The following is a 24,876-nucleotide window of genomic DNA, read 5'->3' as shown; positions in this document are numbered from 1 at the left end:
TGGGGGAGCGGACCCGCTGTCGGCGCGGGCCTCGAGTCAGGCGGTGCGCAGGGCGCGGGCCACCAGGCCGGGAGTGATGTCGGTGATCAGCCCTCCTGGCCGAACAGTCCTCCTGTCCGCCGACGATGCCACGCCGGCCGGCCGCGCCCAGCAGCGCGGCATCGACCTGGACACGGCAGTCATGCTCTGGCACGAGGCCGGCGAGGGCAAGCAGCAGCCGACGGGCAAGCCCGCCGAGGCGGTCGGCGTGCGGTCCCCGCCGTACCCGAACGCGTCTACGGGTCCGGTGAACTGGTCCAGGACCACCTGACCCCCATCGACGGCGACGGCGACGCCGACCGCGTCTTCCGCGCGTACGGCAAAGCCCCCCTCTCGGTCGGCACCTCACGCGCCTTCCGCCACCTCGCGGGCGTCCGGAACTACGTCGACGCGTGGCTGCGGCTGATGCCCGAACGGGAGTTCCGGATCGACGAACTGTACTGGCTGGAGGACTTCAACCTCGACCGGGTCGCCGTCCGCTGGATCCTGGCCGGCACCGTACTCACCCCGCACGGCGCCCAGGAGGTGTCCGTCATGAGCAGCAACAACCACCTCCATGTGCGCAACGGCGATATCGTCGCCGAGTTCGCCGAGTACGACGATCTCTCGCTGTACCGGCAGATCAGGAGGAAGTGAGCACGGGCCCCGGGCGCGGCCTGGCCTGACCGTGCTCGGTGTTCTCGCCTTCTCGCTGACCCGTCCGGCGACCGTCCTCGGGCTCGCGGACGTCGACCCGCTGCCGCTATTGGAAGGCGGGGACGGTAGGGCGCGAGGGGGACACGGCCTACAGCTCCCGCGGCTTCCGCGCCTACCCGCGCACGAGCGCTGCTTCAACCGGCTCAGAGGCTGCCGCGGCACCGCCACCCGAGCGGGTATTCCGCGTGCTGTCCGCCTCCTTGCGGACGCAAGATGGTGCGCATGACTTTGGCCACTCCCGTGCTGCCCACCGCTCGCCTGCGACTGCGGCCCTTCACCGACGCCGACGCGGATTCCCTTCTCGCACTGCACAGCAGCACCCATGTGATGCGCTACTGGGACTCCCCGCCGTGGAACGAACGGGCCCGCTCCGAGCGCTTCATCGCGATGTGCCGGAAGCTGGCGGATGAAGGCACCGGGGCGCGGGTGGCCATCGACCGGGCTCATGACGGGGCCTTCGTCGGCTGGTGCGCTCTGACCGAATGGGACCCGGACTGCCGCAGCGCTTCCTTGGGTTACTGCCTCGACGCTGCCATGTGGGGCCATGGCTACGCGACTGAGGCCGCGCGTGCCTTGCTGCGGTGGGCCTTCGACACGCTGGACCTGAATCGAGTCCAGGCCGAGACCGATACGCGCAACGTGGCATCCGCCCGGGTGCTGGAGAAGCTCGGTTTCGTACGGGAAGGAACACTGCGGGAAGAATGCATCGTGAACGGCGAGGTGTCTGACACGTGGGTGTTCGGGCTGATCAGGCGCGAGTGGCGGCCGTCGACCAGATCGTCTTCGGCCCGCTGTTCCGCTGCTCGCGTGGGACGCGAGTAAGTACTGCCCATCGGAGCGCGAGCTGGAGTCGGCAAGACGACGGTGGGGTGGGAGGTTTCAGAGAGCGGCGATGGACGCACGCCCGTCGCTTATATCGCGCGGGAGGTGGTTGCCGCCACCGGTCGGGCCGGGCTTCAGGGTGACCGATGATCCCGGCGGCGTCGCCCGCGCGGATCAGCCCGCAGCCGGGCCGCCCGGCCGCCGGGCAGGTCCGGCTTCTCCCACCACGCGGGTCCGCGACGGGAGTCGGCCCGTCCGGCGGGGGCAGGCAACCCGAGAGCCGACCCTGTGCTGAGCGGTTCGCCGTCACCTCGACGCGTTCTGTGCCGGGGGGGGGCGGGGTGCCGGGGCGGTGCGTCAACAGGCCGGCCAGAGACGGCCCTGGATGCCCGCACCTGAGTGGCCGCGCCCCGGCCTTCCGATCACCGGTACGCCCAGGATGAGGGGCGCCGCACGCCTCCACGCGTATTGACATGTCCCGGACTCGTCGCAATGCTGTGAGAGCGCGCTGTTTCATCGATGTAAATTTCCGGCACGTGAGCTCAGAGGCTCGGCGGCCGGGGTCGCCCCCGCAGTTCCCTCCTCCGCGATCCCGGCCGGATGCCGCCCTCACTCCGGCGCGGTCGTCGGCGCGGCGTCGAAAGGGGGGACAACCGTGGAACGGGACCATGAAGCTTGCTCGCTGTATTTCCGGCGTCGCCGCGTGCGCACTGTCCGTCATGCTCGCCGCCGTGATGTCACTGGCGTCCGCGGAACCCGCGCGGGCTGACCAGACCGGCCTGCGGGCCGCGGATCCGAGCGTGCTGCGCGTAGGCGGCACCTACGTCTCGGTGCAGTCGACCGGCGGGGGCATCGCCGTGCGGCAGGCCTCGTCCACGGCCGGCCTCGCCTCGGCACCGGCCCGTCAGGTCTGGTCGGACACCCGCGGCCTCGGTGAGGTGTGGGCCCCGCAGGTCGTGCGGGACGGCGGCCGCTACTACATCTACTTCGCGGCCGGCCGCGGAGCCGCCCACCGGATGTACGTCATCAGCTCGGCCTCCCCGGACAGCGGCTACACCGCCGAGACGAAGCTGACGCTGCCGGACGACAAGTGGGCCATCGACGGGACCCTGTTCACCTTCAACGGGCAGCGGTGGTTCGTGTGGTCCGGCTGGGCGGGCGACACCAACGTCGAACAGAACCTCTACATCGTCCGGATGAGCAGCCCGACCACACCGACCGGCCCCCGGCACATCATCTCGCAGCCGCGTGAGCCGTGGGAGAGGGTGGTCGGCAACCCCTTCATCAACGAGGGACCCGAGCCCATCGAGGACCCGAACGGGCAGCTGCACATCACCTACTCCGCCAACGGCAGCTGGAGTGACCAGTACTGCATCGCCGATCTCAGGCTACGGGCCGGTGGTGACCCGACGTACGTGTGGGACTGGTACAAGTCCAACGGCTGCCTGTTCGGCTCCCACCGCTCGACGATGATGCCCGGCTGGGACCCGACGCTCCATGTCAACGGACCCGGCCACCACACCTTCGTGCTCCTGGACGGCGACATCAACACCAGCCCGCCCGCGGGCCCGACGTTCCCTTCGATGTTCCACGCGGTGCCGAAGGGGACGCCCTACGCGTGGGAGAACCGGTACTGGTACACGGGCACGTTCGCTTGGTGGGGTAACACCACCTACAGCCGCGCCAACGTTCCCGGCGCGCCGAGCGACACCGGCTGGAGCCTCAAATTCTTCGAGTAGCTCGCGGTGCTCCGGCCGTGCCCTGACCCACCCTGCCGTACTTCCTGACCGTTCTGATGCAGAACGACCACGGCCGCAGCGCGCTGGAAACCGCGTCGACCTTTCCGCCCAGGCCCGCCTGCCTTTTCTCGGTCTGGTGCCACTTTGACCTGCTGCAGGAAACTAGTGGATCTCGGCACGTGAGACGCCCTCTTGGCGTCCTGTCGTCGGCGACTTGGCGCTCTCGGGCGGGTCCCCGGGCCTGGCCGTTCGGGTCTTCTTCGCTTGACCGGGTGGCTGGTTCGGACTTTCGCTCATTGTCTCGCTCCGCGTCGGGGCGGGAGATGTGCTCGTGTCGCTTGGTGTGGCCCGGCTGGTCTGCGTGGTCTGTGTCGGCTGGGCTGCGGATTCGTTTGTGGCTGCGCTGATATCAGATGGAGTGTTGGGGCCATGGGGCGAGGAGGGGGCGCGTCGTCCGGTGTCGTGACGGGGGAGTGCGCCGGCAGCGGCGCCGCGGTCGGATGGCGGCGCTGTATCGACGGAGGGTGAGGCCGCCTCCTTCTGATGCGCGGCGCGAGGAGGATCCGTCTCTTCGGCGGGGGCCTCTGCGGTGGGGGTGCTGGTGACCCGGGTCGCGCTTCGATCATTTCCTGGCGATGCCGAGTCGTCGGTGACGGTGAGAGCGGTTGTTATCACAGCGGCGAGCGTGACGGTCGCACTCGCCGCGAGGGCCCGCCTGCGTGCGGGCGCGGTGCCCGGCGCAGTCCGGTCCCCGGCGGCCGGCGGCCTCAGGTGAGTACGGTCATGGTCGGCAGTCCGCGACGCTTCGTGGCGGGGGACGATGCTCAGGGAGGGCGATGGCGGAACGGGTCCAAGTTTGGAGGAGTCGGCCAGTTCCGTCAGTGCACGGGCGCAGTCGCGGGCCGACGGGCGGTCCTGCTCGTCCAGGGAAGTCATGGCCCGCAGCAGAGCCGCCATTTGTTCCGGTAGGCAGTGGGGCAGGACGGGCTGGCGGTGCAGTCGTGCGATCGCGGCCTCGAGGGGGCCGCCGTCGTACTCGAGCCTGCCCGTGAGGCACTCGAGGAGGACCAGACCGAGGGCGTAGACGTCGGCGGGCCGACCGACTGGCCGGCCGAGGACCTGTTCGGGGGAGAGGTAGGCGGCGGTGCCGATGAGCGTGCCGGTGGCCGTGCGGGTGGTCGCGTCCAACAAGCGGGAGATGCCGAAGTCGGTGAGGTACGGATGGTGCGAAGCGTCCAGGAGTATGTTGGACGGTTTGACGTCTCGGTGGACGATTCCCGCTTCGTGCGCGTGGGCCAGAGCCTGGGCGAGACCGACGCCGACAGCGGCCGTCGCTGCGGGGGACAGCGGGGCCTTGGCGATGTGGTTCTTCAGCGTGTCGCCTTCGATCAGTTGCATGACCAGGAAGACACGCCCGTTGTGCCGCCCGGCGTCGTATGCGGAGACGAGTCCGGGATGGTGCAACTGGGCCAGGATCACTGCCTCGTCGTGCGAGGCCTCGTCGATGTCGCATCCGGTGTCGGGCCGGAAGATCTTGACCGCCACCGACCGCCTCAACCGCAGATCGAAACCTCGATGGACATCGGCGGCGCCCCCCGAACCGACCAGGCCGTCCAGGCGGTACCGGCCGCACAACACGTCGGCGGAGCACCGGGAAGCCATGACCCGGGCCGCATCACGAAGTCCCATTCCCTCTCCCACTGCGTCGATGCGCGGCTGCGGACCGTCGCCGGCGTGCCGCCGGACGCAGGTACCCACAGGGGCGCCTGACGACACCCATGCTCACGCGAGAAAAGCTGTGTATCGCGGCAAATTGGCCTCGATGACGGAGGAGCCGCTCTGTTGTGGCCGCAGTGCGCGACTCGCACAAGCTGAAGGCTCCCCGCCCTGCGGACAGGGCGGGGAGCCGTCGGAAGGTCAGGCCTGGTGAATCACGCGTGACGGTGCGAGCGCCGGTTACCGACGACGAGGCGGTAGAGGGCGAGGAGGATGACCGAGCCGACTATGGCGGCGATCCAGGTGGAGAGTTCGAAGAACCCGTCGATGGACTCGATGCCGAAGATCACCTTGCCGAGCCAGCCGCCGAGCAGACCGCCAGCGATGCCGATGAGCATGGTGATGATGATGCCGCCAGGGTCCTTGCCCGGCATCAAGGCCTTGGCGATGGCGCCGGCGAGTAGACCGATGAAGATCCACGCAATGATGCCCATGAGTGTGACTCCGCTCCGTCGTGTAAGAGATGCGTTAGCTCCTCGTGTGCACCGTTCAAGCTCCAACAAACGTGTCGGTCTATGGTCGGCGAGGTCGATGTGGGCGACCCCGCGATCAGAGCCGATGCGGTGCGTCGCGCCGCAGGTGGACGTCCCGATGCCCGACCCTGGGCGGTGTCCACCGGAAACTGGTGGTGGACGGTGATGTCCATGCGGTGTCATGTCACTGGCTGAGAGCCGTCACAGAGGCGGGGTATGTGATGGGTGCGGGAACGACGGGGCGGAGTGCCGCACGCGTCTGTGCGGGGCAGACGTAGTCGGATCTCCCGGGCGCGGACGACCGCCCCGGCGAACCTTCACGGTCAGAGCACTAGCGACCACAACCTCAGCGCCTGCGTTTGCAGCGTGAGAAGAAGAACCCCTTCGGCTTCTCGGGGGCGGACTGGTGGAGGGCCTTGTCATCGTGGCGGTCCTCCGCGACCAGTCGCGCGAGTTCCTCGGCGCCACCTCGCCGCCGCGAACGGCTTACGCATGGGTCCTCTCCCCCTGTTGGTGGCCCGCTCCCACGAGTACAACCGCGGCGGATCTGTTCAGCAGCCCCACTTCAACCGTGTGAACAATTCCCGCAGCCTGGAGGAGAGCTCGGTTCGGGGCGGGAGCGCAGCCGGCGTGCGGGGTGCCGCACCGGCCGGACGGGTTGCCCGTCCACGGATGCCCGCGCCGCCCCACCCCGTACCGCGGCAGCAGACCGGCGACCGGAATGCCTGCCGCCCGCGCAGCCCGAACCTCCGCAGCTGCTTCGAACCGACGGGCGCTGACGCTCACGCGGGAGGCGCTCGACTCCACCCCGCTGGACTATCGGCGGCGCTTCACCGGCATGTGCAGCAGGGGCTTGACTCCACCACCGCGGTCCGGGAGGTCCGCTTCGACGCGGGTGTGCGGGAGCCCGGCCTGACGCCCGTCTACCCGAGAGCGGGGTGACTCCGAGCCGCTCGGTCTTGGGCGAGCTCGCGGACGGTGGCCATGTCGCTGAAGGGCAGCAGCGCGTCACCGACGATCTGGTAGGGCTCACTGCCCTTTCCCGCGATCAGGACGATGTCGTCCGGGCCGGCTGCCGAGAGCGCGAAGGCGATGGCGCTGCGGCGGTCGGCGATGCGTTCGTACGGGGTGCCCGTCTCCTCGATGCCCGGGGTGACCTGGTCCAGGATCGCCTCGGGGTCCTCGTTGCGCGGGTTGTCCGAGGTGAGGACACAGAGGTCGGAGTGCGTCCCGGCGATCGTCCCCATCTCGGCCCGCTTGGTCGTGTCCCTGTCACCGCCGCAGCCGAAGACGGTGATGACCTTGGACCGGGCAAAGCCGCGGATGGTGCCGAGTACCTTGTTCAAGGAGTCGGGGGAGTGCGCGTAGTCCACGATCACCGAGGTACCACCAGATGTCGTGAGCCGCTCGAACCGGCCCGGGATCTGCGGCATCCGTTCGAGCGCGGAGACCAGCCGGGGGAGGTCGTGCCCCAGGGTGTGGCAGGCCGCCACCGTGGCCAGCGCGTTGGCTACGGAGAACCTGCCGGGTGCGGGGATCGCGGCCGCGTACTTACGACCGTCGTGGTGGAGGGTGAAGCGGGTTCCCGAGGCGTCCACGACCAGATCCGTGGCCCGGTAGTCGGCCTCGGTGTCGAGGGCGTACGTGGTCACCGCGCCCGGCATCATCGCGCCGATACGCGCGCCCACCGGATCGTCCGCGTTGACCACGGCGTGCCGGCACAGTCCTTGGAAGAGCCTGATCTTGGCGTCGCGGTAATTGTCCATCGTGCCGTGGTCGTCCAGGTGGTCCTGGCTCAGGTTGGTGAAGACCCCCACGTCGACGAAGGTGCGGTCGACCCGGTGGGTCAGCAGGCCCATGGACGTGGCCTCCAGTACCACGGTGCCGACTCCGCGATCACGCATGCACCCCAGGAGGTATTGGAGGTCGGGCGATTCCGGCGTCGTCAGCACCGACCGGGGCATCGGGATCAGCTCGTCACCGATTCGGCTTCCGGCCGTGCCGATGACCCCGGCCCTCACCCCCTCGGCGATCCGCAGCACGGACTCGACCATGTACGAGACCGAGGTCTTCCCGTTGGTGCCCGTGACGGCCACCATGTCCATGCTCCGCCCAGGTTCGCCGAAGTAGCGGGAGGCGACGACGGAGGCTGTGATGCGGACGTCCGGCACCCGCACGACACACGCACCTCCCGCTGTCGTCGGCAGCACGCAGCCGTCCTCCAGGATGACCGCCGCCGCGCCCCGCGCGAGGGCGGGAGCGACCGCGTCCGGCCCGCCCTCCGGATGTCCGGGCACCGCGATGAAGAGCGACCCCGGCGCCACCCGGTCCGCGTCGAAGGCCGTTCCGGCGGTGATGCGCGTTTCCTCGGCGTCACCTTGAAGGATGTGATGGTTCTGTCCGGCCAGCAGCTCGCTCAGCTTCAAGATGGTCCCTTCGAGGGTGGCTCGGCCGTGTTGCGGCCATCGCCGGAACGCGGCAACGGCGATGCGTCGAAGCCGCATGGGGAAGTGGAGCGCGTGTGATGTGCGAGGTCGAAGCGGTGCGCGTCGTGCTCACGAGGGGCGCCGAAGCACGGCGCGGAAACGGTGTGGGATCGCCCCGGCGGCAACCGCGGAAGGTCGCTAGACGTGCCCGTGCAGGGCGGTGCGGCAGCTCGCCACCACACCAAGGGCTGCCTGGTGCAGCCACTTCCCACTCACGCCGGTGCGACTCATAGGGCCGAGTGTACGTCCGGAAGGATGGTACGCATTTCGTTTCAGGGTCGTACGGCTGCTCTCCACCTCCTCGACGCACCGAGCACCAAGGCCGTAAAAGGCGCGATCTCGACGGGGTACCGCGCTCATCGCGGACGGCACCCTGGCCCCCGCCCGTGACCGATTCTCCCGCACCGCCGCGAACTCGAGCGTGGATGAGCTGAGGCCCAACGGGTTCTGGATGTCGGTGATCGTCGCGAGCGGATCCCGGGCGGGCACCGTGGCCATGCCCAGCGCGGCCGCAGGGGGGAGGCCGTGAGGCGAGTCTGCCGCCGTCTCGTACATCAACGGCTCCGGTCGCAGTCCCGAAAAGATCCGTCCCAGTAGGTTGGCAGAACTGACCCCGATCCGCGGGGCGGCGACCTCGTTCCACTGCGCCCGTGTGACGGGGCCGCGTTCCAGGTCTTCGGTGAGGCGGAGGAGCTCCGGGGCACGGGAGAATTGCCGTGCGTGGCCCGGCGCATCACAGGAGAACGGCATCGCCGTCACGGCACCGCAGACGCCGCCCGGCCGGACCGCCTCCACCTTGGGCGTGGGCAGAACGGCCCGCTCCCCCCCCCCCCCCCCAACTGGCGGCCGGCTTGGGACCGTCGGGCGGAGTTCGCCGTCGGCGGCCGGCGCGTGGCACCGTTCGCCTCTTGGAAGGACCGCGGGCTCCGTGGCGGCTGCTCCGCAGTCACCGCGCCACCCCGCAGACCGGAGGAGACCCCCTCGCCACGGCCTGACCGGCGCTGCGCAGCACCGGCGAGGAAGAGCCGGCGGCCGGCACGCAGGACGAATCCGGCACCTTTGTGGCAGCCGTCGTCAGCCGCCGCGGACCGGCTGTCGCGCATGGCATCCGGTCACCGAGGCCACGGACTCCTGTTCTGACGCGGTGTGCTGACGACGTCCCGGGTGGTCGTTTGCACACGAGTGTCTGCACGCGTCGTGTGGACGCGGTGGCTGTCTGGGACGGGCCCGGGCAGTCAGGGGAAGCCGGCGTCCGTCAGCTCTGCCCCCGCAGCCGTGACGGCCGCGCCGGGCCGAAGGGGCGAGCCGGTCTCTTGGCGTCGGTGTCGCGCCGTCCGGAGGCCATAGGACCACGAGGCCGCGTGCGCACTCTCCCGCTGGCGCGCGAGCCGTGCACTGGGCGCACACCTACCCGGTGCCTCCCACGGGGCTGCCGCGGAAGAGACGCTCCGCTACAGCAGGGTGAACGTGTGCTCGGCGCCCAGGCTGGAGACTGAGCCCAGGCCAAGGGTGCAGGCGGTGATCTGCGTGGAGGGTGCCGTCATCGTCTCCACGAAGGTGTGCCCTTTCAGGAAGCCGTTCGTGACGGTGCCGGTGAACGTGTTCGTGAAGACCGCGCCGGCCAGATTGGAGACCCGTCCGGCGGTGACCGTACTGCTCTCACCGTTGCTCCACTTGATGGTCCAAGAGACCGTCGCGGTGGACAGCAGTTGCAGACAGGAGCGCAGGGTGATGTTGGAGGAGGTGTGGGTTCCCCCCGTGACCTCAGCCGCTTCTCCGGTCCCCACACAAGGGGCGTACGTCTGGTTGATCGTGCGTTTGCTCGTGTCCGGGGTGAGGGTGATCGGCGGCTCGTAGGTGGTGGAGGACGAACCGGTGCAGTTGAGCGTGACCAGGTCCTGCGACGCTGCGCTTGTGGGGGCCACAGTGGCCGCCAGGAGCAGTGCGGTCCCGACCACCGAAGCCCGCAGGCCTCTGCTTCGTGTCATCACGCGATGGTCCCTTCATTGCTGGTACCCGGACCGGATGCTGCGCCTGCGGCGGCCACTTGTCTGTGGCGCACCCACGTCCTCACCCGTGTGAGTGAACGCCCCTCTCGCATAACCCGTCTGACGCTGCACACAGGAGTACCGCGCAAGGCGTAGAGCCCGTCACCGCCGCGCCGACTACGGTGGTGGCGGGCACTATGCGTATCGGGTGCGTAACACCGCAATGCTGGCGTCCATCGTCATCCGGCGCACCGGTGCGGAGCCCACTCGGTGTCGTGCGTCGCCGCTGTAGCAGAACATCGTGCCTCCACTCGGTGAACGATGCCCGGCGTCAACACGGCCAGGCGTTGGAGTGCCGCACTCAGGGCGGGGCGGGGACACCGCGGCGTGCGGCCGCGTTGCCGACCCGGATCTGCCAGGATCGGGCTGGTGCTGTCGGCCACGGTCGAAAGGGAGTTCTGGCACGGCTTCCGTGAAGCGTGCATGCTGAGTGACGGCTGCTGCTCCGGTCAGGTCAAGACCGTCCCGCGCACATCCACGCCCCCGCCAAACTCCCCACGGTCAGGGCGTTGAGCAGGAGAAATACAGAAGTCCGGCTGCAGTACTAGCCGTCGCCTGCCGGGCCGGGGCTCGAAGGGACGGTCCGGGCCACAGGGGCAGGGACCCCGGCGGGCGTGCCCGCGGCGATGATGCGGCCGTCGCTCACGGTGAGGAGGCGGTCCGCCCGGGCGGCCACGTCGAGGCTGTGGGTGATGAGCAGGACGGCGAGACCCAGATCCCGTCTGGCCGTGTCCAGTACGGAAAGGATCTCGGCTTCGGTCTCCGAGTCCAGTGCCGATGTGCTCTCGTCGCACACGACGACCCGGGGGCCGGCTGCCAACGCCCGTGCCAGTGCGACCCGCTGTCGCTCGCCCCCGGAGAGTTCCCCGGGGAGGCGGTCGGCGTGCTCCGGTCGTAGCCGGACCATGTGCAGCAGGCGGTCGACCTGCGCACGGAGCTGGTGGCGTTCCGTGTTCCCGCTCAGCAGCCGCAGCGGACGGACGAGGGCGGTGCGTACCGTCTGGCGTGGATGCAGCGCCTCGGCCGGGTTCTGGGCCACCAGTTGCACGGCCGCCCGCTGGGCGCGGGTGCGGCGGCGCGTGTCCCACTGGACGGGTTCGCCGTCGAGCAGCAGGGCACCGGCATGCGGTTGGTGCAGCCCGGCCAGACAGCGGCCGAGCGTCGTCTTGCCCGTGCCGGAGACACCGAGGACGGCCACGCACTCGCCCGGCGCCACATCGACGTTGACGTCGTACAGGACGGGGCGGGCCCTGGAGTAACCGGTGGTGAGCCCTCGGACGGAGAGCAACGGCACGGCGGCGGTCGCCAGGGGCGCCGACCGTTCGGTCTCCGCGAGCTCTTCGGCGTCCCCGGGGGGCCGGGCGGGCGGTGTCGTACCGCTGGGCGGGGCGATCAGCGTCACCCGCTCCCGCTCCCGTGCGGCGGGCGGCCGGTCACTTACGAGACGGCCGTCCGCCATGGTGACGACCCGGTCCACGGAGCGGGCCAGGGTGTCGACGTCGTGGCTGATCCACAGCAGGGCTGTGCCGGAGCGGTGCATGCGCCTGATCTCGTCGACGATGCCTTCCTTGGTGGCCGGATCGAGCCCCGTGGTCGGCTCGTCGAGAATCAGCAGGGCGGGGGAGCGGCCGAGGGCCATGCCGAGGGCGATGCGCTGCTGCTGTCCGCCGGAGAGCTGGTGGGGGTAGCGCCGGGCGAAGTCGTGGTCCCCCGGCAGCCCCACGCGCGCCAGCAGTTCGCCGGCCAGTGCGCGGCGTTCGCGCCGGGTAGGCGGCACCGGAAAGGAGTCGAGCAGCGCCGCTCCGACGCGCCGGTAGGGGTTGAGCGCGTGGCCCGGGTCCTGAGAGACGTACGCCACCGTCCGGCCGCGCAGCCAGGGCGGCACGGGAAAGACCTCGGTACCCCGCACGCGTACCGTGCCCGCCGAGCGCCGCATGCCGTCGCGCAGGTGCCCGAGCACGGCGAGGGCGATGGTCGTCTTGCCGCAGCCGGACGCTCCGATGAGGCCGACCGCGGCGCCCTCGGGGATCGTCAGGTTCACGTCGTCGAGGACGACGCGGTCGGCGACGGTGACGGTCAGTCCCTCGACGGCCATCAGGGGCAGCTCCCGGGCGCTCATGCCTGCAGCGCCCGGGAGCGGCGGGAGATGTCGTCGGACAGGACGTTCGCCGCGACCGCCAGTACGGCCACCAGCAGCACCGGCGCCGCGAGTGCCCAGGGCTGGAGTTCCGCGCCGGGCAGCGCGTCCGCGATGAGGACGCCCCAGTCGGCCGTCCCGGTGCCGAGGCCGAGGAACCCGGCCGCTGCCACCAGGTAGACGCTCAGGACGAACCGGACGGCCGCGTCGGCCAGCAGCGGCCCGGCCACGAAGGGCAGCAGCTCGCGGACGACCAGCCACGGCAGTCGCTCGCCCCGGGCGAGCGCGGCCTCGACATGGGCGCGCCGGGTGACGGGCCCCGCCGCCGCCCGGACGACGCGTGCGGACAGGGGCAGGCTGACCACGACCACGGCCGCGACGATGCTCCATCGGCTCGGTGCCGCGGTGAGGAAGAGCAGGAGCAGCAGCAGGGGCGGGATGGCGAGCAGTGCGTCAAGGGGACGCATGATGAGGCCGTCGACCCACGGGCGGCGCACCGCGGCCAGTGCGGCGGTCAGCCCCACGGCCGCACCCAGAACGGCCCCCGAGACGGTGGTGACCGCGGCGGTCAGCAGCACACCGCGCCCGCCGTGCAGGACCCGTGAGAGCACGTCGCGGCCCAACTGGTCGGTTCCGAGAAGACCGTGACCGGGCGCCGCGTACGGTCTGCCGACGATCTCCGTGGCGGAGTGCGGAGCCAGCCAGGGCCCGGCGAGGGCCAGCAGCGTGACGGCCGCCAGCACGGCGCAGGCGGCGAGCGCGCCGCGGGAGCGCCGGGGCGCGGAGCGGAGGGTCATGGCGCGGTCCTCTTCCAGGGAGTGGTGACGGTGACGGCTATGTCCGCGACGGCCAGCGCGAGGAGCGTGGCACCACCGAGCAGCACGGCGAGGGCCTGGGCCACGGGTATGTCGCCCGACTGCACCGAGCTGACGAGGAGTTCACCGATCCCCGGATAGCCGTAGACCCGTTCCACCAGGATGGCGCCGCCCACCAGGCCGATGCCGAGTACGCACCAGATCTGCACGGCGACCGGGAGTGCGGCGGGCAGGACGGCCCGGCGTAACAGGGCGCGCCGGGGCGTTCCGTTGAGTACGGCTGTCTCGACGTGCGGGGCGCGCAGAGCGGCCGCCGTCGCCGCCCGGATGACCCGCACGGCGTGGGCCAGCGACAGGGACAGCAGACTCAGCAGGGGCAGCGCGAGGAGGCGGGGATCGAGGGGCGGCCCCCCGGCCGCCGGGGTCACCGACACCGCGGGAAACCAGCCGAGCCACACGGAGAGCACCAGGACGAGGCCGCCCGCGACCACGTACTCGGGGAGCGCCACCAGGATGACGGCCACGGTCGACACCGCACGGTCGGGCAACCGTCCGCGCCGCATGCCGGCCCACACGCCGAGCAGCAGGGACAGTGGTACGACGGCGGCGAGGGTGAGCCCGGCGAGGAGTGCGGAGTTGCCGAGCCGGTCGGCGATCAGGGAGCGGACCGGCACGCCGCTCAGCATCGACGCGCCGAGATCCCCCCGCAGCAGGCCGCCGGCCCAGTCCGCGTACCGCTGCCAGAGCGGGTCACCGAGGCCGAGGCGGTCGCGTGCGGCGGCGATCTGCTCGGGACTGGCCCGGTCGCCGAGGCGGCTGGTGGCCGGGTCACCGGGCAGCAGGTCCACGCCGACGAAGACCACCAGGCTGAGGAGGGCGAGCAGTCCGGTGCAGACGCCGAGGCGGCGGGCGGCGAACCGCAGCAGGCCGCCAGTCACGCCAGCCAGGCCTTGCCCAGGTACGGGTATTTGGCGGTGCCGCGGCCGGTGATGCCCCGGACCCGGTCGCGCGTGAGGCTGAGGGTGTCCGCGAAGCCCCACACCACCCAGTTGCCCCGGTCGTGCATGGCTGTCTGCACCCGGCGCCAGGCCTGCTGTCGTTCATCCTCCCCGCGGACGGCGATCGCGTCGGCCAGGGAGCGCTTGAATTCCTTGTCGCCGAAGGCGAGCGAAGGCCGCAGCGCGGTCCGGGTGTAGATGGACTGCAACGGGAAGCCGTAAATGGCGAACGTGACGGCATCGACCGAGGCCATCGCCTTGACGTCGAAGAACTCCGCGGCGCTGACCGTCTGGGCTCGTACCTTGAGGCCGATGTCCTTCATCTGCTCGGCGAACATCTCGGTCGACGCGTTGCAGCCCGTTTCGATCTCCGCGGAGCGCACCGTCACTTCCGTGCCGTCCGCTCCCGCGGCGCGCAGCAGCCTGCGGGCCTGGTCCAGGTCGCGCGGCAGCGGCTCCAGATCGTCGGCGTAATACTGCGCGCCGGCCCCGAACAGGTCGTTGCCGACCTCGCCGTATCCCAGAAGGACGGTGTCGACCAGGGCCTTGCGGTCGACGGCCAGGCGGACGGCCCGGCGTACGCGGGGGTCGTCGAAGGGCGGGCGGCCCGTGGTGAGCATGAACCCGAATCCGGTGCGTTCGCTCTCGGTGCCCTTGCGTACCTCTGTCGCCCCGTCGCCCCGCCCCTTGGCCGCCTCCGTGTACGGCAGAGCGGCGGCGAAGTCGGCCTGTCCCGAGCGGACGGCGTTCACCCGCGCCTGCGGGTCGTTGACGCTGAGCACCACGAGCTTGTCGAGGTAGGGGGCGCCGTCCCAGTGGTCGTCGAAGCGGCGGAGCGTGCTGGAGCGGCCGGGAGCGAAGTCGGTGACCCGTAACGGCCCGGTGCCCATGACCTTGCCCGCCTCGAAGGACGTGGTGCCGTTCTTGAGGACGAATATCTGGTTGGCCGCCAGCAGGCCTGCCGGGTCCCCGATCGGGCGGCGCAGCGGCACCACCAGCGTGTGCTCGTCCTCGGTCTCGATCCCGATGGAGTCGATGTAACCGGTCAGCTCGCTCGGGTACTGGCGCTCCGGAGAGGTCACGTAGCGCAGGGTGAAGGCGACGTCCCTCGCCCCGAACGGGGTCCCGTCGTGCCAGACGACTCCCTTGCGGAGCTTGAGGGTGAAGGACGTACCGCCTCGGGCTGTGGTCGCGGAGAGGGCGAGGCCGGGGCGGACCTGGTCGTGTGCCGACCAGAAGAGGACGTCGTAGACGACGCGGTTGCGCGCGAAGTCGGCGGGGCTCGCCGCCGAGAACGGGTCGAGGGACTCGGCCGGGCCGCCACCGGCCAGGGCGGCGGTCAGCGTTCCTCCGCGCTGGGGGCGCCTGTCGTGCGCGTCGTCGCGGGGCGTGGCCGCCTCGTCCGTGTCGCTGCACCCGCTCAGGAGCGGGAGTGCCAGCGCGGCACCACCGACCGCCGCCACGCCCATGGCGCGGCGCCGGCTGACGGGTATCGAGGGTACGGACATGGGGGTACCTCCGGGGGCACAGTGATTGGGGGCACGACGGAGTCTGGTCATCGCAGGGCTCGGCCACCCCAGGGGCGACCCCCAGCGCACCCCCGGGGGGATCTTCCCGGCCACCTCGCCCCGGGACCTGAGCTGCCGTCAACGCCCGGCCGACGGCGCGGGGAGGCCAGCGCGGCCGGAAAGGCGGTGACGCCGTGCGCCGGGCGTCACGGGCGGACGGAGGCCTTCTTGTACAGGGCCTGCCAGAAGTGGCTCCACGGCACCCCCCGTCCGTCCGCGGCACAGGACCAGGCGGGGCCCGGCCGGTGGGCGACGCGGAAGTCGGCGGACGCCGCCTCGACGGCCTCGGTGTCGTGGAGGTCGGCCAGTTGCCGCAGCGGTCCGTTCGCGCGCGCCGCCCGGTTCTTCGCGCCACTCCCCCGGTGGGCGGCCAGAGCCGGGTCCGCGTACGTTCCGACCGGGCTCTTCGCGAAGAACGCCGTGCACTTGCGGTCGATCAGGCCGAGATGCGCCCGCGCGGGGCGAAGCCCTTTTTCGGTGAAGGATTGCACGTTGATGCACAGGTCGAAGACCGCGGGCTCGAACCGCGACGATCTCAGCGTGGCGGCGGCCTCCGTGAACCGTATGAACCTGACCTTGGCGTACTGGGCATCACTCAGAACCGCACGCAAATAGCTTCGAGTGAGCGTCAGTGTGTCGCGGGAACCGATGATGGCGTATCCAGCGATGTCGTAATTGGAGAGCATCGCATGACAGATGCGCCCGTATCCGGATCCGATCTCCATGATCCAGGTGTCCTGGAGGTCCAGTTCCTTCTCGATGAACTCCAGCTCCAGCACCGCCTGGAGATAGTCCAGGCACACGGTCTGCCCGTTCACGCGTACCGTGAATGGATCCCCGATCTCGCGCCTTCTGATGTTGCGGATCTTCTCCCATTCGCCGGCACCGAGCCGCGTGGCCAGTTCGTAGAGCACAGCCTTGAGGTATCTGACCTGGGCCTCGTTCGACCCCGGCCCTCGGAGGGGCAGGTGAGGGTTCCTTCCGTCGGACTTGAAGCCGGTGAGACCGTCGGTCGCTTCGCCCAGCGTGGTCCGCGCCATGGCTGAAGGGTTCCCCTCGGGGCGGCGCGTGTCCACCGGGGTTGCCCCTGGCATGAGCACCGGCGCCAAGGGCCGGGGGTGCTGCCGGGGGCATACCCCTGTTGTCGCCGCGGTGCGCCGACGATACTGCCGGAAGGTCACCCTCCCGCTGCCGGGCCGACCCTGATGGCATCTGCCTCCTGCGCAGCACTGGCCACGAAGAGACCGCAACCGACGGACAGGCGCTTCCGTACCGATCGCGCACATCAGCCACCGGCGAGAAGGCAGCGGCCTGGCCACCGGGGCGAGCCGAAACGTTTCGGCCACCGGTAGGGCCCGGCTCCGATGCTTCGCACGGGGCATCAGGTGACGAAGCGAGGTGGATTCGGTGAGAGGAGACGAGAGGTGGGGATCCGGCGTTGAACGAGCGGAGAAGGCCGCGATCTCCGGGTTGGTCGGGCAGCTCCTTAACGTGTCGGCCACGCATGGCGTCACCGCGGAGGCCCGCTGGGTGTGGGCCAGAGTCGCGGCGGAGTGCGCGGCTGTCAAGTGCTGCTGTTTGGCCAGGGCTGTTATGAATCCTTGTCTGGCGTCGAGGTGCCGGGGTTAGATGTTGAACGCCGGATAATGCGTCGAAATGCTCGATTCCGTAGTCATTGAAGAATGCGGGAGGGGTTTTGTACTGTTATAGCCCTTGATGTTTCCGCCTTTCGACTCTTGTGTGTCGGTCCACTGGCTCGCCATTCCGTCATTCTTTCTGTGATCCGCTTTGCGATATGAGCCTGCATCAATTCGTGGTCATGAGCCCAAGGGGGATGAGTTCGTGCGTCGGGAAAGCAGATTACTGGAGCGGGATCGCGAATTCGGTTTCGTGCAGCTGGCACTGCAACAGGCGATGAGCGGTGACGGCGCCGTCCTGGCCTTCGAGGGAGCCGGAGGCCTTGGCAAGACCAGTCTGCTCCAGTCCCTCCGCGGCACCGCGGAGGGCGAGGGCTTCATGGTGCTGCATGCACGGGGAAGCGAACTGGAGCGGGACTTCCCCTGGACCGTGGTGCGTCAGCTCTTCGAGCGCCTGCTGGCCGCCGACGCCGCCGGGACGGGCGACGGGGCTGTGCTCACCGGCCCCGCCGCGCTGATCCGGACGCTCTTCGACTACGACCAAGGGCACCACCACGGAGGCCTCGCCTCGCTCGGTGAGGACGAACTCTACGCAGCGGTGCACGGGCTGTACTGGCTCTGCTGCAACCTCACCGCACGCCGACCGCTGCTGCTCGTCATAGACGACGCGCAGTGGGCCGACCGCTTCTCCCTGCACTTCATCAGCTACCTCATCAACAGGCTGGAAGGCGAGTCGGTCCTCGTCGCTCTGGCGCATGCGCCCGCCCCGTCCTCGCACGACGCCGCCCAGGATCTGATCATGTCCGCCCGTACTTCGCCGCTGGCCACCGTCGCTCGGCTGGCCCCGCTCAGCGCGGACGCCGCCCGCGAGGTGATCAGCGCCCAACTGGGCGTCGCGCCGCACGAATCCGTCGTCAACCGGTGCATGGAGATCACCGAGGGCAACCCGCTGCACCTGATCGAGCTGGCGAAGGAGATGTCGGTCAGGGGCCTGCTGCCGACCGCGTCGGCCGTGCCGCGTATCCGGCTGCTGAGCCCCACCTCCATCGCCTGGGACGTCCGCCGGTCCATCGGCCGGCTGCCGGAGGCGGCCGTCACTCTAGCTCACGCGACCGCAGTCCTGGACACCGACGCCGCACCCCAGCACAGCGTGGACGTGGCTGGCCTCGACGACAACAGGGCCGACGAGGCCGCCAAGTACCTGCGCGACGCCGGGCTGCTGCGAGCGGGAACGCCGTACGCCTTCCGCAGCTCCGTCGCCCGGCACGTCGTCTACGCCGACATGACCACCCAGCAACGCCACCTGGCCCACCGTCGGGCCGCAGCGAGCCTGCACGCGGCGGACGCCGACTCCGCCACGGTGGCGGAGCACATCTGCCGCACGGGCCCCGGCGTGCCGCCGTGGGCGGTGCGTGTACTGCGCTCGGCCTCCAGCCAGGCGGTTCGGACCGGCCAGCCGGCCACGGCCGTGCGTTATCTGCGGCGCGCCCTGGCCGAGCCCGCGCCCGGAACCTCCAGGGCGCACCTGTTGGCCCAGCTCGGCTCCGCGGAACTGCTGGCACGGGACCGGGCCGCGGTCGGCCACCTCGCGGAGGCGGTGCACCACTCCCCGGAACGCGAGGTCAGCCGCGCGGTGCGGTCGGATCTCGCGCTCGCCCTCGCCGCCACCGGCCGGTACGCAGAGGCGGCGGACGTCGCGCGCCAGGCGCGGGGTGCAGCCGTGGAACGGGACGACGCCGTGGCCACCCGGGCGCGCCTGATAGAACCGGTGCTGTCCCGGATGGCCAGGGGCGGCGCGCGCACCACGGTCGCCTCGGACCTGCCGTCCGGGGCGACGCGCGCCCACGCCGCCGTCCAGGCGTGGAGCCGTGGGCTGCCCGTCGGCCGGGTCGCCCGCTTCGCGGGCGCGGCCGTCGCCGACGGAGTACGACTGCCCGACCAGGACATGGAACTGCCGCCCGTGTCCCTCGCCGCCTGGATGCTCGCCCAGTGCGACGACCTGCCGGCCGCGGAACAGGTCCTCGCGCAGGTCGTGCGCCAGGCGTCGCGCGATGGCCGGCTCCTCACCCAGACCACCGCTGAGAGCATGCGCGCCCGGGTGCTGCTCGACACGGGACGGCTCACCGAGGCGGAGACCGTGGCCCGGTCCGTTCTGCGCGACCATCACGCCACCTCCCTGACACTGGTCGGTGTCCCGGTGGCCGCCGCCGTCCTCGTGCACTGCTTGATCGAAACCGACCGGTCGGCCGAGGCGGAGCAACTCCTCAAGGCCACCGGACTGGCCGGAACACTGCCGGACGCCGCGCCGTTCGTGCCGCTGCGCCTGGCCCGGGGACGGCTCAGCATCCGCCTCGCCCGGGACGACGACGGCCTCCAGGAACTGCTGGCCTGCCGGGCGCTCGCGCTGGCTGAGGGCTGGCTCTATCCGTCCGCCACCGCCGAGTACCTGACGGACGCCGCGCGCGCTCTCGCCGTGACGGGAAGTGTGCGCGCCGCCCGCGACCTCGTCCTCGAAGAGGTCAACCGGTGCCGTGCCTTCGGCGCCGCCAGACCACTCGCCGTGGCGCTGCGGACGCTGGCCGGCGTCACCGGCGACAAGGGGCTCGCCCGCCTCGAGGACGCCGACCGTTTGCTGGTGGACCTGCCCGACGCGCTGGAGCGTGCGCGCACGCTGGTCGAACTCGGCTCGGCGCTGCGCCGAGCAGGCCACCGGGTCCAGGCCCGGCAGCCGCTCACGGCGGGGCTGGAGCTGGCTCACAGCATCGGGGCGGCCACGGTCGCGGGTGCCGCACGGTCCGAGCTGCGGCTCGCCGGAACGCGCCTCGCGAGGATCGGCGGCGGGTTGTGCACGGCCCTGACACCAGCCGAGGAACGCGTCGCGCAGAAGGCTGCCGAAGGTCTGAGCAACAAGGAGATCTCCCGGGAGCTGTATGTGTCGGTGAAGACCGTCGAATGGCACCTGGGCCAGGTCTACGCCAAGCTCGGCATCGCGAAGCGCTCGGAACTCCCGCGCGTCCTCGTCCTCGACGAGGCGCCGGTACGGCGGAGTTCCTGAGCGGGTGAGTCGGAGCTGCCTGGCCGGCCGGTGGTTCGGTGCCGCTGCGGTGGTCCGGTGGTCCCGCGGCCTCACGCTGCGGCGTCGCGCCCGGTGCCCGGCAGCGCGGCGGTGCTGCCCGCCTCGGCCGGCGGCCCGGCGCCGCCCGGCTGACGCCGGTGTGACGGATCGTCCGGGGCCTTCGGCGTGCCCGGCTGCTCAGCCCCTGCCTCTACGTCTGCCCCTGCCCCCGAGCATCCGCCGTCCAGGGCCGGGCTCCCAGCCCGGCCGCGCACCGCCCGCCTCTGCGTCCGACCTCCCCGTACCCGGCCGGCCCAACTGCTGGGCGGCTGTCCGCCCCCCCCGCCCCCCCCGGCGTCCGGCGTCCGGCGCCCGGGGACCCGGGCCGGCAATGCTGGGGGCGTCCCCTGGTGCCCGGTCCCCGCTGCGGAGGCGAGGCTCAAGGCCGTCCCCCCGAGCACCTCCGGCGAAAGGGCCGTCCTGATGACAGCACCCACAGATGTGAAGCCGCCGACTCCGGGACTCACCGAGGACGAGCGGGACTATGTGAACCGCGTCGCCGAGCACTACCGCGACACGGACAACATGGCCTGGGAACACGGCTTCCTGATCGGCTGGCTGATGATCTGCGACCCCGTGGAGCAGTCGGCCACTCAGTTGTGCAAGGCGCTCGGTGTGCGCCGGGAGTCCGTCGACCACATCGACGCGCTCCTCGTGCCGCCGGGCGTACTCACCCACAAGGACCTGCCCGACGGCGAGTACGCGCTGGCGATGAGCATCGACGTCTGGCCCAAGACCGTGCAGCACTCGATGCTCGCCGTGCCCTCCTTCCACTCGGTGATGGAACACGGCCTCCAGGTCCTCGACGGGGAACCCGAGGAACGCCGCCGCCGACTGGTGAGCATGGAGCGCTTCTTCCGGTACCTCGGCGAGGAACTGCCCGCCGTCTTCGACCGGTACGAGCCCCCGACGGCCGTGACCTGAGCCCCCCACGTCTTCCCCTCCCGGCTCTCCCGTACCGACGACACGCCGAAGGACGACCATGACCGAACTGACCGACCAGCCACCCCTGACCCCCGGCCTGACCGAAGGCGAACGCAGCTTCGTCCACAAAGTGGCCCAGCACTACCGGAACACCGACAACATGGCCTGGAACTACGGATATGTCTTCGGCTACCTGATGATCTGCACCCCGGTGCGGCAGCGCGCCCGCCAGATCGCCGAGGCACTGGGCGTCACCCGGGACGACGTCGACCACGTGGCGAAACTCCTTGTCACCCCGGGCGTCTTCGAACGGCGCGACGAACCCGGCACCGACGACTACTGGATGTGGCTGCCCGAGGGCAACTGGCCCAAGGCCGTGCGCTACTCCCTCGTCAACATGCCCAGGTTCCACGCGGTCCTCGAGCGAGGCCTGGAGGTCCTGGCGGACGCCCCGCCGGAGCGTCGCGAGCGGATCGCCACCCTCGAGCACCTGTACCGCCACCTCGCGGTGGAGATCCCCGCGGTCTTCGACCGGTTCGAGAACGCCACGGCGAAGTAGGAGCCGGATTCACACTCATGGACCAGGACGGCGCCCTCACCCCCACCCTCACCACGGCACGCCGACTGCGGCCCGAGCACCTGGGATCCGCCGCCTTCCGGCGCGACCACCGCGTGCGCTACGCCTATGTCGCCGGCTCGATGTTCAAGGGGACGGCCTCCCAGGACATGGTCGCCCGCATGGCTCGCGCCGGCCTGCTCGCCTACTTCGGCACCGGAGGACTGCGCCCGGAACGCGTCGAGTCGGTGATCCGCGCCCTCAACGCGGCTGTGGGCAGCGACGGTTCCTACGGCATGAACCTGCTGTCCTCTCCCGGCGCGCCGCGCAAGGAGGAGGAACTGGTCGACCTGTTGCTGGCACGTCGCGTCCGCCGGGTGGAGGCGGCCGCCTTCATCCGGATGTCACCCGCCCTGGTCCGTTACCGGATCACCGGCCTGACCCGCACCACCGACGGCCGCGTCGACGTCCCCCACAAGGTGCTCGGCAAGGTGTCCCGGCCCGAGACGGCCGAGGCCTACCTGAGCCCGCCCCCGCCCGGCGTCGTCCAGGACCTGCTGCGTGCGGGCCGGGTCACCGCCGAGGAGGCGCAGTTGTCGGCCCGTGTCCCCATGGCCGACGACCTGTGTGTGGAGGCCGACTCGGGCGGCCACACCGACCAGCGGCCACTGATCACGCTGCTGCCGGACATGGTGGGGCTGCGCGACCGGATCGCCGCCGAGCGTTTCACGGGCGCGGGGGCCGTCCGCGTCGGTGTGGCGGGCGGTATCGGCACGCCGGAGGCGGTCGCCGCCGCCTTCATGCTGAACGCGGACTTCGTCCTGACCGGCAGCATCAACCAGTGCACTGTCGAGGCCGGCACGAGCGACGCCGCCAAGGACATGCTCCAGCAGGCGGGCGTGCAGGACACCGCGATCGTGCCCGCGGGCGACATGCTGGAGATCGGCGCCAAGGCGCAGGTGCTGCGCAGGGGACTGCTTTTCCCGACCCGCGCCAACAAGCTCTACGAGTTGTCCCTGCGTCTGAACTCGCTCGACGAACTGGACGAGCGGACCGCCCGGCAGATCCAGGAGAAGTACTTCCGCCGCAGCTTCGACGAGGTGTGGCAGGAGACCGCCGGGCATCTCGCCCGCACCGACCCCGACCAGCTCGCGGCCGCCGAACAGGACCCGAAGCTCAGGATGATCCTCACCTTCAAGTGGTACTTCGTGCACTCGGCACGGCTCGCGATGAGCGGTGCCGCGGAGCAGCGCGTCGACTACCAGATTCCCTGCGGTCCGTCCCTCGGCGCCCTCAACGGCCTGCTGCGCGGCACCGCACGCGAGGACTGGCGCGCCCGGCACGTGGACGAACTCGCCGAACTCCTCATGGACGGCGCCGCCCGGCTGTGGCAGCGCCGCCTGGAGGAGGCTGCCGCTCGCAGCGATGACGCGATACCGGAAGGAGCGGTCCGGTGACCGTCGCCCGGCACGAGCGGAACCGCGCCCTGCTGATCTACCTGCTCGGCTGCCTGGTGTTCTCGACCGGGGCGTATCTGTTCATCCACTCGCACCTGGGCACGGACCCGCTGGACGTGTTCGCGCTCGGCCTCAAGGAGCACATGACCATCACGGTCGGCATCGCCCAGGCCGGGGTGGCCGTGGTCTGCCTCGGCGTGTCCGCGCTGTGGAACCGCCGACGACCGCTGCTCGCCCCCCTCTTCACCTTCCTGTTCTGCGGCAGCGTGATCGACCTGCTGATGTGGGCCGAGCCCGCGGGCCGCCTCGGCGCCGAGGGCCCCCTGCTGCTCCCGCCGGCGACCTTGCTGTGCGCCTACGGCTCCGCGCTCATCATCATGGGCGGCTTCGGCATCCGCCCCATCGACGTGCTCGCCATCACCATGACCCGCAAGTGGCGTCTCCCGCTCTGGGCCACCAAAGGTCTCATCGAGGTCGTGCTGATGACCGGCGGGCTGCTGCTCGGCGGCCCGGTCGGCGTCGGCACCGTCTGCTTCCTTGTCGGCGTCGACGTGCTCATCCAGCCCCTCCTCCACTTCAACGCCCGTTACCTCGGGCTCCCCAACCTGGGGCTGCCCGAGCGCACGCCCCGGCCCGCCGAAGTCGCATGACGGTCCCGGAGGCCCTCCGTGCCGTCCGAACAGCACCCGCCGAACGCCCCCACAGGAGGGTTGGAAGTGACGGTCATCCATGTCTTCCCCGGTCAGGGCGCCCACCGCGTGGGCATGGGACGGCAGCTCTTCGAGAGCTACCCCCACCTCGTCCGGCAGGCCGACGCGGTCCTCGGGTACTCCATCGAGGAGCTGTGCCTCGCGGGCCCGGAGGAGCGCCTCTCCGACACGCGCTACACGCAGTGCGCGATGTACGTGGTCGGGTCCCTGTCGTACGTCGACCGGGTCCGCACCACCGGCCGGCTGCCGGACCTCCTGGCCGGGCACAGCCTCGGCGAGTACGTCGCCCTGTTCGCGGCCGGCGCCTTCGACTTCGTCACCGGGGTCGAGCTCGTCGCCGAGCGCGCCGCGGCGATGACCGACGCGGGCCCGGGGGCCATGGCCGCGGTGCTCGGTATCACCGCCGACCGGGTGCGGGAGATCCTCGCCCGGGGCGGCGCGCCCGAAGTCGACATCGCCAACCTCAACGCCCCGGAACAGACCGTCGTCTCCGGCCCGCCCGGCGCCGTCGCCGAGGCCATGACCCTGTTCGGCGAGGAGACCAGAGCCGTCGTCCCCCTGAAGGTCAGCGGGGCCTTCCACGCCCGGCAGATGGCCCCGGCCGCCGCCCGGTTCGAACGGTTGCTGCGGGGCTACCGGTTCGCCCCGCTGCGCATCCCCGTCATCTCCAACGCCACGGCCCGTCCCTACGACGACACCGAGACCGCCGCACTTCTGGTCCGCCAACTGACCAGCCCGGTGCGGTGGACGGAGTCGGTGGAGTACCTCCTCGACCAGCCGGAGGCCGAGTTCCACGAGCTGGGGCCCGGCCAGGTCCTCACCGGCCTGATCGCTCAGATCCGCGCCGGACGGCCGGCTCTCACCGCTGCGTCGAGCTGAC

At 70.8% G+C, this 24,876-nt stretch carries 19 protein-coding genes; 10 read left to right on the top strand and 9 right to left on the bottom strand.

What is annotated here, in order from left to right; genetic code table 11:
- Positions 1-82 precede the first annotated feature (82 nt).
- The 4 genes from ACIQ6R_RS27645 to ACIQ6R_RS27630 all read left to right on the top strand — a co-directional run bounded on the left by ACIQ6R_RS27645 (position 83) and on the right by ACIQ6R_RS27630 (position 3,296).
- On the top strand, positions 83-310 hold the full coding sequence (locus ACIQ6R_RS27645; protein ID WP_404224130.1) for a hypothetical protein: 228 nt from the start codon (positions 83-85) through the stop codon (positions 308-310).
- A gap of 134 nt (positions 311-444) precedes the next feature.
- Positions 445-675, top strand: coding sequence for a hypothetical protein (locus ACIQ6R_RS27640; RefSeq protein ID WP_404224128.1), 231 nt, complete (start codon positions 445-447; stop codon positions 673-675).
- A 282-nt stretch (positions 676-957) separates the two neighbouring features.
- Complete coding sequence (locus ACIQ6R_RS27635) at positions 958-1,557, top strand: GNAT family N-acetyltransferase (RefSeq protein ID WP_404224126.1); 600 nt, start codon at positions 958-960, stop codon at positions 1,555-1,557.
- A gap of 668 nt (positions 1,558-2,225) precedes the next feature.
- Complete coding sequence (locus ACIQ6R_RS27630; RefSeq protein WP_404224125.1) at positions 2,226-3,296, top strand: glycoside hydrolase family 43 protein; 1,071 nt, start codon at positions 2,226-2,228, stop codon at positions 3,294-3,296.
- 162 nt (positions 3,297-3,458) lie between these two features.
- Here ACIQ6R_RS27630 and ACIQ6R_RS27625 read toward each other — a convergent pair whose 3' ends face one another.
- From ACIQ6R_RS27625 to ACIQ6R_RS27585, 9 genes are all read right to left on the bottom strand, one after another.
- The gene (locus ACIQ6R_RS27625) at positions 3,459-4,958 is read right to left on the bottom strand and encodes a protein kinase (RefSeq protein WP_404224354.1); all 1,500 of its coding nucleotides are present in this window, start codon (positions 4,956-4,958) and stop codon (positions 3,459-3,461) included.
- 269 nt (positions 4,959-5,227) lie between these two features.
- Entirely contained in the window at positions 5,228-5,506 is a 279-nt protein-coding gene (locus ACIQ6R_RS27620; protein WP_404184975.1) for a GlsB/YeaQ/YmgE family stress response membrane protein, read from the bottom strand.
- 962 nt (positions 5,507-6,468) lie between these two features.
- Positions 6,469-7,971: a UDP-N-acetylmuramoyl-L-alanyl-D-glutamate--2,6-diaminopimelate ligase gene (locus tag ACIQ6R_RS27615; protein WP_404224123.1), complete on the bottom strand. Its 1,503-nt coding sequence runs from the start codon at positions 7,969-7,971 to the stop codon at positions 6,469-6,471.
- Between the two features lie 1,511 nt (positions 7,972-9,482).
- A complete protein-coding gene (locus ACIQ6R_RS27610; RefSeq protein WP_404224121.1) occupies positions 9,483-10,019 on the bottom strand; it encodes a hypothetical protein in 537 nt (178 codons plus the stop codon).
- Positions 10,020-10,623: 604 nt separating this feature from the next.
- Entirely contained in the window at positions 10,624-12,198 is a 1,575-nt protein-coding gene (locus ACIQ6R_RS27605; protein WP_404224120.1) for an ABC transporter ATP-binding protein, read from the bottom strand.
- Complete coding sequence (locus ACIQ6R_RS27600; protein WP_404224119.1) at positions 12,195-13,013, bottom strand: ABC transporter permease; 819 nt, start codon at positions 13,011-13,013, stop codon at positions 12,195-12,197. The genes ACIQ6R_RS27605 and ACIQ6R_RS27600 overlap by 4 nt, the downstream gene beginning before the upstream one ends.
- Complete coding sequence (locus ACIQ6R_RS27595) at positions 13,010-13,969, bottom strand: ABC transporter permease (protein ID WP_404224117.1); 960 nt, start codon at positions 13,967-13,969, stop codon at positions 13,010-13,012. The genes ACIQ6R_RS27600 and ACIQ6R_RS27595 overlap by 4 nt, the downstream gene beginning before the upstream one ends.
- A complete protein-coding gene (locus ACIQ6R_RS27590; RefSeq protein WP_404224115.1) occupies positions 13,966-15,537 on the bottom strand; it encodes an ABC transporter substrate-binding protein in 1,572 nt (523 codons plus the stop codon). Before ACIQ6R_RS27590 ends, ACIQ6R_RS27595 begins: the two co-directional genes overlap by 4 nt.
- A 206-nt stretch (positions 15,538-15,743) precedes the next feature.
- Positions 15,744-16,637, bottom strand: coding sequence for a putative sugar O-methyltransferase (locus ACIQ6R_RS27585; RefSeq protein WP_404224114.1), 894 nt, complete (start codon positions 16,635-16,637; stop codon positions 15,744-15,746).
- An 802-nt stretch (positions 16,638-17,439) separates the two neighbouring features.
- Here ACIQ6R_RS27585 and ACIQ6R_RS27580 point away from each other — a divergent pair.
- The 6 genes from ACIQ6R_RS27580 (at position 17,440) to fabD (ending at position 24,875) form a co-directional block, all read left to right on the top strand.
- Entirely contained in the window at positions 17,440-20,289 is a 2,850-nt protein-coding gene (locus tag ACIQ6R_RS27580) for an AAA family ATPase (protein WP_404224113.1), read from the top strand.
- A 483-nt stretch (positions 20,290-20,772) separates the two neighbouring features.
- On the top strand, positions 20,773-21,273 hold the full coding sequence (locus ACIQ6R_RS27575) for a hypothetical protein (RefSeq protein ID WP_404185006.1): 501 nt from the start codon (positions 20,773-20,775) through the stop codon (positions 21,271-21,273).
- A 58-nt stretch (positions 21,274-21,331) separates the two neighbouring features.
- Positions 21,332-21,832 carry a hypothetical protein gene (locus ACIQ6R_RS27570; protein WP_404185009.1) on the top strand — a complete coding sequence of 167 codons (501 nt, stop codon included), beginning with the start codon at positions 21,332-21,334 and terminating at the stop codon, positions 21,830-21,832.
- A 17-nt stretch (positions 21,833-21,849) separates the two neighbouring features.
- Positions 21,850-23,286: a PfaD family polyunsaturated fatty acid/polyketide biosynthesis protein gene (locus ACIQ6R_RS27565; RefSeq protein WP_404224111.1), complete on the top strand. Its 1,437-nt coding sequence runs from the start codon at positions 21,850-21,852 to the stop codon at positions 23,284-23,286.
- Positions 23,283-23,936, top strand: a complete 654-nt coding sequence (locus ACIQ6R_RS27560; RefSeq protein WP_404224110.1) for a hypothetical protein — start codon at positions 23,283-23,285, stop codon at positions 23,934-23,936. The genes ACIQ6R_RS27565 and ACIQ6R_RS27560 overlap by 4 nt, the downstream gene beginning before the upstream one ends.
- A gap of 66 nt (positions 23,937-24,002) precedes the next feature.
- Entirely contained in the window at positions 24,003-24,875 is an 873-nt protein-coding gene (fabD, locus tag ACIQ6R_RS27555) for an ACP S-malonyltransferase (RefSeq protein ID WP_404224108.1), read from the top strand.
- Position 24,876: the final 1 nt, after the last annotated feature.

It is taken from the genome of Streptomyces sp. NPDC096048 (assembly GCF_044763415.1).
Taxonomy (GTDB): domain Bacteria; phylum Actinomycetota; class Actinomycetes; order Streptomycetales; family Streptomycetaceae; genus Streptomyces.
This window is presented reverse-complemented; position numbering and strand designations above follow the sequence as displayed.

What these genes read in the sequence shown, in the direction of transcription:
- ACIQ6R_RS27640 (WP_404224128.1), top strand. Translation starts at nt 445, where the DNA reads ATGCCCGAACGGGAGTTCCGGATCGACGAACTGTACTGGCTGGAGGAC.
- ACIQ6R_RS27635 (WP_404224126.1), top strand. Translation starts at nt 958, where the DNA reads ATGACTTTGGCCACTCCCGTGCTGCCCACCGCTCGCCTGCGACTGCGG.
- ACIQ6R_RS27630 (WP_404224125.1), top strand. Translation starts at nt 2,226, where the DNA reads ATGAAGCTTGCTCGCTGTATTTCCGGCGTCGCCGCGTGCGCACTGTCC.
- ACIQ6R_RS27625 (WP_404224354.1), bottom strand. Translation starts at nt 4,958, where the DNA reads ATGGCTTCCCGGTGCTCCGCCGACGTGTTGTGCGGCCGGTACCGCCTG.
- ACIQ6R_RS27620 (WP_404184975.1), bottom strand. Translation starts at nt 5,506, where the DNA reads ATGGGCATCATTGCGTGGATCTTCATCGGTCTACTCGCCGGCGCCATC.
- ACIQ6R_RS27610 (WP_404224121.1), bottom strand. Translation starts at nt 10,019, where the DNA reads ATGACACGAAGCAGAGGCCTGCGGGCTTCGGTGGTCGGGACCGCACTG.
- ACIQ6R_RS27605 (WP_404224120.1), bottom strand. Translation starts at nt 12,198, where the DNA reads ATGAGCGCCCGGGAGCTGCCCCTGATGGCCGTCGAGGGACTGACCGTC.
- ACIQ6R_RS27600 (WP_404224119.1), bottom strand. Translation starts at nt 13,013, where the DNA reads ATGACCCTCCGCTCCGCGCCCCGGCGCTCCCGCGGCGCGCTCGCCGCC.
- ACIQ6R_RS27590 (WP_404224115.1), bottom strand. Translation starts at nt 15,537, where the DNA reads ATGTCCGTACCCTCGATACCCGTCAGCCGGCGCCGCGCCATGGGCGTG.
- ACIQ6R_RS27585 (WP_404224114.1), bottom strand. Translation starts at nt 16,637, where the DNA reads ATGGCGCGGACCACGCTGGGCGAAGCGACCGACGGTCTCACCGGCTTC.
- ACIQ6R_RS27575 (WP_404185006.1), top strand. Translation starts at nt 20,773, where the DNA reads ATGACAGCACCCACAGATGTGAAGCCGCCGACTCCGGGACTCACCGAG.
- ACIQ6R_RS27570 (WP_404185009.1), top strand. Translation starts at nt 21,332, where the DNA reads ATGACCGAACTGACCGACCAGCCACCCCTGACCCCCGGCCTGACCGAA.
- ACIQ6R_RS27565 (WP_404224111.1), top strand. Translation starts at nt 21,850, where the DNA reads ATGGACCAGGACGGCGCCCTCACCCCCACCCTCACCACGGCACGCCGA.